At 38.7% G+C, this 15108-nt stretch carries 12 protein-coding genes and 1 pseudogene; 11 read left to right on the forward strand and 2 right to left on the reverse strand.

The features are described from left to right. Window positions 1–138 precede the first annotated feature (138 nt). Window positions 139–717, forward strand: a pseudogene (locus HBB17_RS18560) (MATE family efflux transporter); the annotation flags it as partial. 82 nt (window positions 718–799) lie between these two features. Here the strand turns inward: HBB17_RS18560 and HBB17_RS18565 are convergent. Continuing rightward, entirely contained in the window at window positions 800–2167 is a 1368-nt protein-coding gene (locus HBB17_RS18565; protein WP_167958990.1) for an aminotransferase-like domain-containing protein, read from the reverse strand. A gap of 178 nt (window positions 2168–2345) precedes the next feature. Here HBB17_RS18565 and HBB17_RS18570 point away from each other — a divergent pair, with 178 nt between their 5' ends. The 8 genes from HBB17_RS18570 (at window position 2346) to HBB17_RS18605 (ending at window position 10325) form a co-directional block, all read left to right on the forward strand. Continuing rightward, on the forward strand, window positions 2346–3716 hold the full coding sequence (locus HBB17_RS18570) for a pyridoxal phosphate-dependent decarboxylase family protein (RefSeq protein WP_207717378.1): 1371 nt from the start codon (window positions 2346–2348) through the stop codon (window positions 3714–3716). A gap of 92 nt (window positions 3717–3808) precedes the next feature. Continuing rightward, on the forward strand, window positions 3809–4237 hold the full coding sequence (locus HBB17_RS18575) for a VOC family protein (RefSeq protein WP_167958991.1): 429 nt from the start codon (window positions 3809–3811) through the stop codon (window positions 4235–4237). Window positions 4238–4298: 61 nt separating this feature from the next. Next, a complete protein-coding gene (locus HBB17_RS18580; RefSeq protein ID WP_167958992.1) occupies window positions 4299–4883 on the forward strand; it encodes a dienelactone hydrolase family protein in 585 nt (194 codons plus the stop codon). A 218-nt stretch (window positions 4884–5101) separates the two neighbouring features. Beyond that, window positions 5102–5725 (forward strand): RNA polymerase sporulation sigma factor SigK, encoded by a 624-nt coding sequence (gene sigK / locus HBB17_RS18585; protein ID WP_167958993.1) that lies wholly within the window; start codon window positions 5102–5104, stop codon window positions 5723–5725. Window positions 5726–5940: 215 nt separating this feature from the next. Further along, a complete protein-coding gene (locus HBB17_RS18590; protein WP_167958994.1) occupies window positions 5941–8241 on the forward strand; it encodes an ABC transporter permease in 2301 nt (766 codons plus the stop codon). Window positions 8242–8310: 69 nt separating this feature from the next. After that, complete coding sequence (locus HBB17_RS18595) at window positions 8311–9069, forward strand: ABC transporter ATP-binding protein (protein ID WP_167958995.1); 759 nt, start codon at window positions 8311–8313, stop codon at window positions 9067–9069. Window positions 9070–9235: 166 nt separating this feature from the next. After that, window positions 9236–10018: a pseudouridine synthase gene (locus HBB17_RS18600; RefSeq protein ID WP_167958996.1), complete on the forward strand. Its 783-nt coding sequence runs from the start codon at window positions 9236–9238 to the stop codon at window positions 10016–10018. Window positions 10019–10079: 61 nt separating this feature from the next. Next, window positions 10080–10325, forward strand: a complete 246-nt coding sequence (locus HBB17_RS18605) for an RDAC family protein (protein ID WP_238483805.1) — start codon at window positions 10080–10082, stop codon at window positions 10323–10325. On the opposite strand, the gene HBB17_RS18610 is transcribed toward HBB17_RS18605, so the two are convergent. Next, window positions 10322–11200 (reverse strand): LysR family transcriptional regulator, encoded by an 879-nt coding sequence (locus HBB17_RS18610; protein WP_167958997.1) that lies wholly within the window; start codon window positions 11198–11200, stop codon window positions 10322–10324. The genes HBB17_RS18605 and HBB17_RS18610 overlap by 4 nt on opposite strands. 235 nt (window positions 11201–11435) lie before the next feature. On the opposite strand from HBB17_RS18610, the gene HBB17_RS18615 reads away from it, so the two are divergent. Both HBB17_RS18615 and HBB17_RS18620 read left to right on the forward strand, forming a co-directional pair. Next, window positions 11436–13178, forward strand: coding sequence for an ABC transporter ATP-binding protein (locus HBB17_RS18615; protein ID WP_167959042.1), 1743 nt, complete (start codon window positions 11436–11438; stop codon window positions 13176–13178). Further along, window positions 13178–14953 carry an ABC transporter ATP-binding protein gene (locus HBB17_RS18620; RefSeq protein WP_167958998.1) on the forward strand — a complete coding sequence of 592 codons (1776 nt, stop codon included), beginning with the start codon at window positions 13178–13180 and terminating at the stop codon, window positions 14951–14953. Before HBB17_RS18615 ends, HBB17_RS18620 begins: the two co-directional genes overlap by 1 nt. The last annotated feature ends 155 nt before the right edge of the window (window positions 14954–15108 follow it).

The following is a 15108-nucleotide window of genomic DNA, read 5'->3' on the forward strand; positions in this document are numbered from 1 at the left end:
ACTTTCCATCAAAATATTCTTTGCATGCTGCTAGCCTTATTTCTGTCGTATATTTGGACATAAAAATTTCCCCCTAAGTAGATTTGGTTATTTACCTTGTCTACTTAAGGGGAATCATATCAGTTTAGCTCTCTTGGCTTTTTAATCCTACAAGCAATCATTCTTGCGTATGGGGAGCGGGTATCTGCAGCATTTAGTCTTGGCAACAAGATTTCTAATTTATTATTAATACCAGTGTCAGCTTTAGGATCCGTTTTGGCAGCATTTGTTGGACAGAATGTTGGGGCAAGAAACAAAGAAAGAGCAAAACAAGCATACAAAGTAAGTCGAAATGTTGCAGTTGGAATTGCTTGTATCGGTGGGGTAATCATATATCCATTCAGAGAGACCTTACTAGGATTACTTACAAATGATGGAAAGACACTTTCCATAGCAATGGAGTATTTGTTTTGGGTGCTGTTGACGCAACCACTCATGTCTTTATTTCAAAATTATATTGGTGTATTTAATGGGTCAGGGAATACCCGATATTCCTTCTATATTGCTACAGCTAGGTTATGGGTAGTGCGTCTGCCTTTGATTTTGTTTATGCGTAATTTTACGAACTTTGGAAGAAGTGGGATTTGGTATGCGATGGTGATCAGTAACTTTATCATCATCTTATATGCGAAATACCTATTCCGTAAAGTTGATTTTGAACCAAAAATTACAACATAAAGGAATAAAAGACGAAACCCAAAATCATATAGATTAAGAATCATTCATTAAGTATCATAAAGTAAAAGAATAATTCCCAATTTTAATTTGATAAGAGTTCAGCAATAATCTGGAGACCTTTCTGTAAGTCTTCCATTGTCTCAGCAGCAGATAGGGAAATTCGTATATGGGTTAGCTTTGCTTTGCTGCCTACAACGAATTTGTAAGCAGGCATTACAGTGATGCCTCGTTTGCTACAAGCCTTGGTAAATGCTTTTGGTGTCCATTTGTCCGGTAGTTTGTACCAGGCGAACATATTTCCCTGACAGTAGGTCAAAGAAGAGGAATCTAGATATTGATTTAGTAGAGAGGAGCGGAGCGCAAGTTCTGCCCTCTTTTTTTCTATAATGGAATCCACAAGATTGCTGGTAATACAATTACATAATAAGGCAACATTCAACGCAGAAGCCATGGATACGGTATCAATAATTGCTTGACAGATGAGGTGTCCAAAAGAAGCGTCTGCAACAAGGAACGCAGTACGAAGTCCAGGATAGCAAACCTTTGACATACCCGCAAGATAAATGCTTTTTTCTGGGTAATAAGCAGCAATTGGAACTTGTGTATGTTCTAGTAGATAACCATACATATCATCTTCAATGGAGATGAGATCATATTCTCGAATAACGGTTAGAAGTTGCTGTGTCCGTTTTTCACTTCGAAGGGCACCTGTGGGATTTTGGATAGAAGGCATTGTGTAGACACCTTTTATCGTTGTCCGATGACAGATTTGACGAAGACTGTCTGGTGTCATTCCTTCGTCATCCATCTCTACGGCTTCTAGCTGGATGCCCAGTCGCTTGGCAATTGTTTTGATTCCTGGATACGTATAACAGTCCACAGCTAACTTATCTCCTGGTTGAAATAAAGCAGAAAGAATACAGGTAAGAGCGTGATTGATTCCACTGGTGATCAAGATACGGGAAGAGTCGGTATGAATATGGAAACGACTGATCCAAACAGCACCAACTTCTCTATGAGAAAGGAGACCTTGTGGAGCAGTATAGCCTAGAAGATGCATAAAATCCTTCTGTTTCGTTAATTGGGATAGAAGTGGCGTGAGATCTGGATCTAGTTGCTCTAGTGGTTTTACTAATCCAAGGTCGATATTTTGGTAATATGTAGTTAGAGAATGAGCGGTGCTTGCATCAAGAAGGGCAGCTTGTGTACCTACATCACCTGCGATATAGGTACCATTACCAACGGATGCAGCAAGTAAACCGCGTTTGGTTGCTTCTTTGTAAGCACGGGTTACAGTGGTGACGTTAACACCAACAATATGCGCCAGTTCACGTTGTGTTGGTAATCGGTCTCCTGGTTTTAGAACGCCATTGTGAATATCACGTTCAATCGCATCTGCAATGGCAAGGTATAATGCCATATCTGTATTGATTTCTTTTAAATTCCACATGTTGCACCTCCTGTTATGTATTCTGTATATCATTCCGATTTATTAAATCGTACCATTTGTATATTGTGAAATCAATCATAAAATGAAGATACATTGTCTTACCTACAATGCTTCATTGACGGTGCGATCGGTTCGTTCTATAATCCAGGTAATCAAAGAAGTAGAGGAGGAGTATTTGATGAGAATAGAACAAATGAAACTAGAACAAAGGGATGGAGAATTATTAGATCAGGTGGTATCTTATGCGAAAGACTATTTAAAAGAATTAGAAAAATTGCAGGTGTATCCAGATGAAAAATCGCTTAATCAATTAGAAGTATTTGATGAGGAACTGCAAGCAGAAGGAACGAAAGCACAAACGGTTTTAGAGATGTTACAGAATTACGGGAAAGATGCTACGGTTAACCATGGAGGGGGAAAATATTTTGGTTTCGTAATGGGAGGGAATCTTCCCGTAAGCCAGTATGCTAGAGTATTGGCTGATATATGGGATCAGAATGCAGGCTTATATCTATCCTCTCCTATTGCTGGTAAACTGGAGGAAGTTTGTGAAAGATGGCTGGTTTCTCTACTGGGGCTACCAGAACATACAGCAGCTTCCTTTGTAAGTGGTTCTAGTATGGCAAACTTTTATGCTTTATTAACTGCTCGAAATGAAGTACTAAGACGCCAAGGATATGACGTGGTACAACAAGGGTTATATCATACGAAACCAATTCGAGTAGTTTTAGGGGAAGAGGCACATTCGTCTATTATAAAAGCATTGGTGTTGGCTGGTTTTGGGAAGGAGAGTATGGAGTTTGTACCAGTGGATGACCAAGGGAGAATGCGGGCAGACCAAGTGCCGGAATTGGATGAGAATACGGTATTGATCCTTCAAGCTGGGCATGTTAACACGGGAGCCTTTGATCCATTTGATGAATTATGTGATAAAGCAAGAAAAGCAGGTGCATGGATTCATATCGATGGTGCATTTGGATTATGGGCAGCGACATCAAAGACGCGGAAGAATTTGACGAAAGGAATTGAGAAAGCCGACTCGTGGACAGTGGATGCCCATAAGACATTGAATATTCCATACGACAGTGGAATTGCATTTTGCAGAAATCGTGAAAGTCTAGTACGAACGATGCAAGCATCTGGTTCTTACATACAATTTAGCGAACATAGAGATGGAATGCTCTATGGGGTTGAGATGTCGAGAAGAGCAAGAGGAATTGAATTGTGGGCAGCACTAAAATACTTGGGAAGAGATGGTGTTGCGAAACTTATTGATACCTTATGTGAACAAGCCAGTTATCTTGCTAATCGATTGAAAGCAATGGGCTTATTGGTGGAAAATGAAGTTGTATATAATCAGGTAATTGTAAGAAGAGAGACAGAGGAAGAAACGCAACAGTTACTGAAAGCAATTCAGGATTCCTGTGAAATCTGGTGTGGTGGAGCCATACATCAAGGTAGAAAAGTAATTCGCTTTAGTGTGTGTTCTTGGCAGATGACAAGAGAAGCATTGGATCAAAGTGTTGCTTGCATCAGTAAGTTACTGTAGTGGGGTTGCACTTCGTGATTTGACACCCTTACCAAACGGTCTGCAGTGTGCTATACTTTATTATTATTGAGCCGTTAGGAAGGAGAGAGAGAATGAAACAAGCAATTGTACATATCGCATTAGTCGTAAGAGATTATGATGAAGCAATCCAATTTTATACGGAGAAGCTACATTTTACTTTAGTAGAAGATACATACCAACCAGAACAAGACAAGCGTTGGGTCGTCGTATCCCCACCAGGAACCAATGGAACAACGATTCTATTGGCGCGTGCATCGAAACCGGTTCAAGAACCATTCATTGGAGATCAAGCAGGAGGCAGAGTGTTCTTGTTCCTTGGAACGGATGACTTCTGGAGAGATTTTGACGAGATGAAGGAAAAGCAGATTGAATTCGTAAGAGAACCAAAAGAAACAGATTACGGAATCGTTGCAGTATTCAAAGATTTATATGGAAACTTATGGGATCTGGTGCAATTCAAAGAGGGACACCCTATGTATAAACGAGTTATGAAGGAATAATAAGGTATTTGATCCTTTATCCGTAAGAAAGAATGATATAGAGATGGATTGGAAGATGTAGATGAAAGAAAAACGTAAGAAAAGCGCAATGATTATATTACATGAGATATATGGTATGAATCCGTTCATTCAAGATATGGTTTCTAAGTGGAAAGACTTTGGTTATGATGTTGTGGGTCTTGATCTATTGCAACGAGACTCCTTTCCCTATGAGAAAGCAGAGGAGGCGTATTCCTATTTCATCAACCAGGTTGGATTTGATGCCTATATACAAGTCAATGAGCAGATCCATGAACTTAAGAAAAACCATGAGAACGTCTATGTATTAGGATTTAGCGTAGGAGCAACGATTGCATGGAGATGTTCTGAAAATCCAGAATGTGATGGAATTATAGCCTGTTATGGTTCACGGATTCGTGACTATATGAATGTGAAGCCAGCATGTAAGGTGAAATTGATTTTCGCAGAGCAGGATTCTTTTCCTGTTGATCTGGTGATGGAGAGATTACAGGGAATTCCAAACGTGCAATGCGAAAAGTGGAAGGCACATCATGGATTTCTAGATTCCTATTCCATGTATTATCAACCAGAGTATACAGAGAAGATTTTAGGTGAGATGGAAGAATTTTATGATGCCTGTGAGTAGATGATTACGAAGGAATTCGTTCCAATACACTACGTAAGACTGGTTTGTTAGATTCCCGAGCTCTAACAATTTTATGGTGGCAAGCTTAGTTGGAAAAGAAATTTTGGGACAATAATGTAGACGAGTATCAAAATTAGAAGAAATGAGTAGGAAAAGCACAATAAGAGAATATCAGGCATACAATAATAATAAACTATTCGTTTTGAGGTGCTTATACAGTGAAATCATTTCCGAAGCCATTAAGCACCACCGAGGAAAAGTCTTATCTCATGCAATACAAGAACGGAAGTCAGGAGGCTAGAAGTATCCTGATTGAACGTAATTTACGTTTAGTTGCTCACATTGTTAAGAAATATAGTGCCCCAGACAAGGAAGTGGACGATTTAATTTCGATTGGTACCATTGGATTAATCAAAGCTATCGATACGTTTGATGCAGATAAAGGAATTCGTCTGGCTACCTATGCTTCTCGTTGCATAGATAATGAGCTTCTTATGATGCTTCGGAGCGGGAAAAAACAGTCGAAGGAAGTTTATCTGTATGAGCCAATTGGTGCCGATAAGGAAGGAAACGAAATTAATCTCCTGGATATCATTGAGTCAGTAGACGAGGATATCGTTGATACGATGGATACCCGTGAGAATATCGTAAAATTAAAACAATTTGTGCATAAGTTACTAACCGATCGTGAGAAAGAGATAATAATACTACGATATGGACTGGGAGGCAGAGAAGAAGTAACCCAACGAGAAATTGCTGTCAGACTGGGTATTTCAAGAAGTTATGTGAGCAGGATTGAAAAAAAGGCATTGAGGAAATTACGTGAGAAATTTGATAAGTAAGATATGGAAAAAGAAAGAGTGTGATGAAATCGAGCATAGGATTTCATGAACACTCTTTCTTTTGTATGGATAAGATTCGATAAATGATTTCGTAAATAAGCAAGCAAAAGGAAAGGTTTTGTTCATAATTGTTCATAAATTCCCTATTTTTATTTCAGAATTCCTTGCTAAAATAGTATTTGTAAGTAAGATACAAAATACTAGGAGGGAAGAGTATGTGGTTACATAAATTAAGAAAAAGAAAAGGACAGGTATGTGTAATCTTCTTGATGCTGTTAACATCAACTTTGCTCATGGCAGGATCGTTGGGGATATTTACTTCGTTGATAAAGCCTTATGAAGAGTTTGTTGAGGAGACCGATGCACCTTCTGTTCGTGCATTCTTATATGAAGAAGGGCAGGAGGAGAACGTAGAAATGTTTACTCGCTTAGAGGAAGTTGCGCGTGTAATTCCGTTGAAACGATATATGGTGGAGGAAAAAGTAACCTATCAGGAGAAGACGGTTAATGAGACGATCGCTTTGGTAGAATACCAGGAAGAAGCCTTTGCGAATATCCGAATGATTCAGGGGGAGAACACTAGACCGAATGAGGAGGAATGTCTGATGCCATATGCATTAGCCAATTCCTTGGGGATGAAAGTTGGGGAGCAGCTTTTCATACAAGTAGGGGAAACAAGGAAGCAATATACCATATGTGGATTCTATACTGCACCATATTCCTGCAATATTCTCTATCAATCCGAGATCCTTGTGGCCAGTTTACCAGAGGGGGTAACACAGACAGTTAGTTATTCTATCTATGGGAAAGATTCCTATAGTGGTCAGGATATTGTAGATGCTTATGTGGCAGCCAATAATGGGATAATGGATGGCCGATTCGATACCATTGAAGATGTGGTCAGCAACATTACATTAAATGAGAAAATCCTTGGAGGTATTTTGCTAGCGTTAAGCGTGATTGCATTTCTTGTCTGTGTGGTCATGATTCGGTTCTTAATAAAAAATGCACTATATCATGATCGGAAAACAATTGCAGTATATAAAACAATCGGATACCAACAACGGGATATCCTTCATATGTATATGAAATTCTATATGAGCATCGCATTGGTAGGTACATTCGTGGGAGCGGTAGCATCCCCAATCTTGTCATCTAGTTTTATTAAGCCAGCTTTTCGAAACATTGGATTAGAAAAGACGTCCATCAGTTGGTGGCCAAGACTTATTGTTATGATAGGAGTTCTAATACTAATTGCCATACAAGTATTACTTGGTGTTCACAAATGGAAAAAGGTAAAACCAGTCATCGTACTCAATGATCGAGAAAGTACGTTGGGCGTTAAGAAAGTGAAAAATCCCAAATGGAAAGGCAGTATGGATTTTTCTCCAATGCATATGGCACGCCGTTTAATCCAGAGAAATAAAAAAAGTACCATCTATGTAATTATTACCTGTTTCTTATCCATCTATATGGTGAATTTCGCAATTGTTGCATATACCAATGTAAGCAGCATGCCAGAGAATAATTATTATTGGTTAGGATTTGACGAGCATGATGTATCTCTAATTACGATGAATCATGCAAAATTTCAAGAGAATTGTGAAACAATTGCCCAATTACCAGAAGTGGATCGATTGGTTTTGAATAAATTTGATTTCCATGCTTCAATGAAATGGCAGAAAGGGATGGCAAATCCTAATATTGAATGTATGGTCTATGATACTTATGAAGGAATTACAATGCCAATGGTAGAAGGAAGAAACCCCAAAGCTGAGAACGAAATCGTAGTTGGGAATCTTTTAGCGAAGGAACTTCACAAACAGATTGGAGATTATATTGATCTATACTTTGGTACGGATAAAAAAGTAAGCTTGTTAATCGTCGGTACCTTCCAAAGTTTTATGAATATGGGGAGATGTGTTCGCCTACTGGGGGATACCATACTAGGAGCAGGAGTTGACTTCCATTATACCGATGCTTCTGTCTATCTAAAGGATTCGTGTACACCACAAGAATTTGTTGATGCATATGAAGCAGATTATAAAGATAGTATTAAGATACAAAAGAGAACCGATAAGTATGATGAAATGCTGGACGAAATCTGCGACCCACAGTTGGCAGCGATTGGACCTTTTATAGCCATTGTTTTGGTGATTGGTTGTTTGAATATCATCTGTATCATCTACTTACAGAATATAACGAATAGAAGAAAATATGCAATCTACAAGAGTATTGGGTATTCGGTTTCCCACCTAATTCGAATGAATATCTGGTATGTGGGGATAATCGCAGTAGCCTCCGTAATCGTTGCGGTACCAATTTTTGTCTTTGCTTATCCAAAGATCATGACCTTATCCATGAGTATGTTTGGATTTGCAAAATACCCTGTATTTTTCCAACCAGGGATTATGTTTTTTGGGAACCTAGCCTTAATGGTTCTGTTCTTAATCAGTGCCTTATTGACATCAAAATCTCTTCGAGGAAGTCAATTGAAAGAACTAGCACAAGAGTAATCAGGCAAATTGTATAGCAGTTGGTGCAATCCATATTGGAAATATCACATAGAAATGAGAGGGAGATTTATGAAGAATACAATGATACATACGGAGTTATTATGCAAGAGTTTTGTAAGTGATGGAGAAGTCAACAATGTAATTAAGAATATGACATTGGATATCAAAAAGGGTGACTTTACCGTAATCATGGGGAGCTCAGGTTCAGGAAAATCAACGTTACTCTATCTGTTAAGTGGAATGGATGAAGTAACAAGTGGTAAGGTGGAGTTAGAAGGAAAAAACCTTACAGGATTAAAGGAAAAACAATTAGCAGACATACGTAAAGAGAAGATGGGATTTGTGTTCCAGGCAATCAATCTGGTACCAGATTTGAATATCTACGAGAATGTTGCTAGTCCTACATATAAGAATGGAAAATCTCGAAGTGAAAATGCAAATAAGATTACAAAGCTTTTGGAAACAATGGAATTAACCCAGCATGAAAAGAAATATCCAAATCAATTATCAGGTGGACAAAAGCAAAGAGTAGCAATCTGCCGAGCATTGGTGAATGATCCAGAAATCTTGTTTGCCGATGAGCCAACAGGGGCACTAAATTCTGCACAAGGAAAAAATGTATTGGATACCTTCACTTCCATTCATGAGGCAGGGCAAAGCATTGTTATGGTTACGCATGATTTGAAGGCAGCACTCCGTGGAAACCGCATCATTTATCTTAAGGATGGACGAGTTGATGGAGATCTTCGACTGGAGGATTATGAAGAAAATCAAAAAGAAGAAAGAGAGAAAGAAGTCTACCGCTTCCTAAAGGAAAGAGGTTGGTAAAAGAGGAAAAGCATAACTGGTTTTTTCGGTTATAATCTGATATGATTAAGATAGCTATACATTTTCGGGTCAAAAATCAAACAAGATTTTTGGCCCCTAAAGCATGTAGAGTTACGATCATGTAGAGTTACTATAAGTAGAGTTACTATAATAAGAAGGAAGAGATATGCGATTAGATCGATATTTAGCAGAGTCCAATCTAGGAACACGTAAACAGGTACGTCAGTATGTACAGGAAGGAAAAATCAAGGTAAATGGAATCCTTGTGCAGGATCCAGCTAGGGAGGTTATTGAGCAAGAAGAGACCATTACGTATGATGGAAGAATCGTGAAGCATGAGGGAAGAAGATATCTTATGTTTCATAAACCTTCAGGGTGCATTACTGCCAAGACAGACGAAATGCATAAAACGGTTTTTGCTTATTTTCCCGAAGAGGAAGCAAAAGGGTTGTTCCCAATTGGCAGATTGGACAAAGACACAGAAGGGTTGTTGCTGTTTACCAATGATGGAGAATTCAATCAACAACTGATGCATCCAGATCATCATGTCTCTAAGAAATATTTCTTCTGGGTGTTGGGAACATTAGGAGAAGCGCAGATTGTCAAATTACAAGAAGGAGTCTCGCTTAATGGTCAACCAATGACTAGCCCTGCACAGATTGAAATCCTTCATGCAGGAACATATGAGGAATGGAAGAATCAGATTCCGGTAGGAACGTATGATTTTTCAAAACTTGGAACGAAACGAGAAACACAGCTTGTAACAGCAGGTTATATAAGCATAACCGAAGGACGAAGGCATCAAGTAAAGAGAATGCTTAAAGAGATGGGGTGTTATGTGATCTATTTGAAACGAGTTCAGATTGGAACGCTTGTCTTAGATGAAACACTGAAACCAGGAACGTATCGGGAGTTGACTAAACAAGAATATGAAAAGCTGTTATCTTAAATCGAGTAGTATGTAAGATTGGATTTTTGAAGTCATTCACCTACAGAAGGGAGGAGTTCAAGTGAAGATTATCGGATTTCAGGAAATCATGGAACTGAATCGTCTACTGGATGAGAAAGGTTTACATTTTAAGATTCATCTCCGAGATGCCTGTGGCAGGCAGTCCATGTGGATCGAACCATTAGGTAACTGTGCCTGCGAAGGCAGATATGAGGAGATGTATCAGGAATTGGAACAATATTTTCAGAGCAATGGTTATTCGATTGCATATAGTGAGGATCGACTCAATCTATGGATTGTTAATTAATAATCTGTGTTTGTATCGAACATTTTAATGAATCGCTGCCCAATATTGGAGAGATAGAGGTCTTTTCGATAGATGGCGGCGATTTTTGTGTATAGGGCAGGGACATCAATGATTTTGTAGATGAGATGATTACCAGGAATTGCAGGTGTTATGGATCGAGGGGTAATTGCAACGCCTAGACCAGCTTGTGCCCACATTAAGGAGGTTCTGGCATCATCATTTTTACAATAAACTTTGGGTACTTTTCCGATTGTTTTAAAAGAGTTCATCAGTAAATTTTCAAAACGACGATAATAGATCAAAGGGACGTCGGTTAACTGCTCTAAGGTAATGGTATCGGTTAGAAGATGACCTAGATATTCTGTTGAACCTACTGCCACCATAGGTTCTTCTTCTAAGTAGATACAAGAGAAACCTTCTTCATGAAATGGAGTTCGTACAATGGCAATTTCGATGGAACCGGATTTTAGTTTTTCCAGAAGTTGAAAGGTATTTCCTTCGTAAAGTTCAAAACTAACGCCTGGATATTGATCATGAAACTGTTTGAGATACTGGTCTAATAGAACAACACCACAAGAAGAGATGGTACCAAGATGAATGGTCCCTTGTAAGCCAGAACCTAGATCGGTGATTTCTCTTATAGCCGCACTGGATAGATCAACAATGGTCTGTGCACGATTATACAGAATTTCACCGGCATAGGTTAAGGTGATTTTTCTTGAACCACGCTCAAAGAGTTGCGTTCCAAGCTCCTCTTCCAATAGGTGCATCTGGTTACTAAGAGGGGGTTGGGAGATATGTAATCGTTTGGCTGCAGCAGTTATGCTACCTGCTTCTGCAACCATAAGAAAATACTGTAATTGTTTGATGTTCATGAGACGTTACCTACTTTCTAAGACATATCCTTTTGATATGAATTACATACTAAATAGATATTTTTCATATAGTTTTTTGTATGTTATTATAGTAAGGTGTGAGTAAAAAGTCAAATACATATGAATTGTGGTCAAACAATGTCTTGACCATATGATGCCTATGGATCGTATCGCATTTTATGCGTCAATATTCTTGCATCATTATACATTGAACGAGGAAGGAGTACAAGGAAGTATGAAAAAGCTGGTACGTTACTTAAAGGATTTTAAGAAACAACTGATCATTGGACCATTCTTTAAGTTACTGGAAGCAATTTTTGAATTGATCATCCCACTAGTAATAGCAGATATCATTGATCATGGTGTCGCCAATGGGGATAAAGCATATGTTCTAAAGATGGGAGGTGTGATGATCTTACTTGGTGTTCTGGGTTTGTGTTTCGCCCTGATCTGTCAATATAGTGCAGCACGGGCCTCGCAGGGCGTTGGTACCAAATTAAGAAATGACCTATTTTCCCATATTAATCACCTATCCTATAAAGAGATTGATGAATTAGGTACCAATTCGCTGATTACGAGGATAACCAATGACGTAAATCAAATGCAGGTAGTTGTTGCAATGTTGATTCGTTTAGTTATTCGTGCACCATTCTTGATTATTGGATCTGCTGTCATGGCATTGTTTATTGATTTAAAGCTTGGCTTGATTTTCTTAGTAGTAGCTCCATTGGTAGCAGGAGTTCTATACTGGATTATGAGCCGTTCCGTTCCATTTTATAAGGTAAGACAGTCAAAGCTTGACCGCGTTTCCTTAATTACACGTGAGAACTTATCAGGTGCGAGAGTCATTCGTGCATTCTCTAAAAAAGAACAGGAACAGAAACGTTTCGATGAAGCCAATGATGAGGTAGCGGATGTGGCAGTACGTGTTGGTAAATTATCAGCAATCCTTAATCCAGCAACCTTTACAATCTTAAATGTAGCCATCATCATCATCATTTGGTTTGGTGGAATTCGTGTAGACCATGGAATCTTAACACAAGGGGAAATCATAGCATTTGTTAATTATATGACGCAGATTTCTCTTGCATTAGTTGTAGTTGCTAACTTGGTTGTAATATTTACAAAAGGTAGTGCAAGTGCAGCAAGAATCAATGAAATCTTTCAGACAAAGACGTCCATCATGGAAGGAACAAAAGATAAATTACCAAAAGAGCAGCAGAAAGCGCAAACACCGAAGATTGAATTTCGTGATGTTTCCTTTTCTTATCTTGGAAATGAAGAATATTCGTTAGAGCATCTAAACGCAACAATTGAGCGAGGTCAAACCATCGGTATTATAGGTGGTACGGGTTCAGGGAAAACGACATTGGTTAATCTTATGCCTCGTTTTTATGAAGCCACGCAAGGGACGATTTTGGTTGACGGAGTAGATGTGCGAGAATACTCTTTTGAAGCTTTGAGAAAACAGTTTGGTATTGTACCTCAAAAAGCAGCGCTGTTTAGTGGAACAATCCTTGAGAATTTACGTTTTGCAAAAGAAGATGCTACAATGGACGAAATTCAAAAGGCAGTTAGAATTGCCCAAGCAGAGGAGTTCATTCAAAGTAAGCAGGAGGGCTTTGATACGGTAGTAGCACAGGGTGGAAAGAACCTGTCAGGAGGACAGAAACAGAGATTGACCATTGCGAGAGCACTGGTAGGAAATCCGGAAGTTCTGATCTTAGATGATAGTGCAAGTGCGCTGGATTTTGCTACGGACGCAAAACTTCGTACGGCCATTCATGAGAATTGTAAAGGTATGACCGTATTTATCGTATCTCAAAGAGCCAATGCCATTAAGTATGCAGACCAGATTATCGTGTTAGATGATGGAGTTGTGGAAGGAATCGGCACACATAAAGAATTGTTTGAAAGCTGTGAAGTTTATAGAGAAATCTGCTTATCACAGTTAAGTGAAGAGGAGGTGCAACGATAATGGCAAAAACAATGGGAAAGAATCAGGAAAAACAAGATGACCAGATGGCTGTTTTAAAGCGAATCTTGCAATATGCAAAACCATATCGTGGTTACCTCATCTTAGCATTTGTTAGTGCATTTATAAGTGTGGTTGTAAGTCTACTTGTTCCTGTATTGATTGGTCGTGCTATTGATAAGATTATTGGAAAAGGAAATGTTGATTTTAACGGAATGAAACAGATTCTGCTTGTCATGATTTTTACCATTGGAATCAGTGCAATCTTCCAATGGATCATGACGTATTGTACCAACAAGATTACATTCTTTTCTGTACGAGATCTTCGTATGGCAACTTTTAATAAACTAACGCAGGTTCCTTTGCGGTTTATTGATCAGAATTCGCATGGGAATATCATGAATACGATGATTAATGATATTGATCAGATATCCGATGGGCTATTGCAAGGATTTGCCCAATTATTCACTGGTGTACTGACGATTGTTGGAACCTTAGTGATTATGCTAGTGGTTAATGTTAAGATTGGCTTGATTGTAATCATCATGACACCATTGTCCATGGTAGTGGCTTCCTTTATCTCAAAACGTACGTATAACAAATTTAAAGAACAGTCGGCTATTCGTGGAGAAATCGGTGGTTATATTGAAGAAGTAATTGGAAACCAAAAAGTAGTCTCTGCTTTTCATTATGAAGATCGTGCCCAAGAGCATTTTGAAGAAATTAATAAACGGTTATACGATTGTGGTGTTATGGCACAGTTTTACTCTTCTCTAACCAATCCATGTACAAGATTCGTTAATGGACTTGTCTACGCGGTAGTGACCATCAGTGGAGCAGTTTCCGTTATTGGAGGAGCATTTTCAGTAGGACAGTTGACTTGCTTTTTGTCCTATGCAAACCAGTATACGAAACCATTTAACGAAATCTCTGGTGTTATTGCAGAATTACAATCCGCATTTGCATCTGCAAGAAGAGTATTCGCCTTATTGGATCAAGAAATAGAAGAAGATATAGAAGAGGAAGTAACAGCAAAAGCAACACTTGGAAAGATCAATCTTCAAGATGTATCCTTCCGTTATAACAAAGAAGTTCCATTGATTGATGAATGGAATCTGGCAGTGGAACCAGGACAACGGATTGCAATCGTTGGACCTACAGGGTGTGGAAAAACGACGATCATTAATCTCTTGATGCGTTTCTACGATGTAGATGGAGGAAGCATTCAGGTAGATGGTCGTAATATTAAAGATATGAGCAGAAAAGAATTACGAAGCAAATATGGTATGGTATTGCAGGAAACTTGGTTATTCCATGGAACCGTACGTGAGAACATCGCATATGGAAAAGAAGATGCAACCATGGAGGAAATCATTGCAGCAGCAAAAGGTGCGCATGCCCATAGCTTTATCAAGCGTTTACCCAATGGATACGATACGGTCATCTCTGAAGAAGGAGATAATATCTCCCAAGGACAGAAACAACTTCTATGTATTGCAAGAATTATGTTAACGAAACCGCCAATGCTAATTCTTGATGAAGCAACAAGTAATATCGATACCCGTACAGAGATTCGAATTCAGAAGGCATTCAAGAAGTTGATGGAAGGAAGAACAAGCTTTATCATTGCCCATCGGTTATCTACCATCAAAGATGCCGATCGCATCCTTGTAATGGATCGTGGACATATCATTGAACAAGGAAATCATGAAGAATTGTTGCAAAAAAATGGTTTCTATGCACAGCTGTACAATAGCCAGTTTAAGCAAACCGTTTAGGTGTAAAAGATTACTGCAAGTCTTGGAAATAGTAATTCGTACGTAATTTTCTTGTTAGCCAAAAACTATTATATATAAAACAACCTCTCTATAGGTAAACGTAGTAATCCTACAGGATTATGTATATGCTATCGTACCTATTGAGAGGTTGTTTT

Source organism: Anaerosporobacter faecicola, assembly GCF_012070565.1.
Taxonomy (GTDB): domain Bacteria; phylum Bacillota; class Clostridia; order Lachnospirales; family Lachnospiraceae; genus Anaerosporobacter; species Anaerosporobacter faecicola.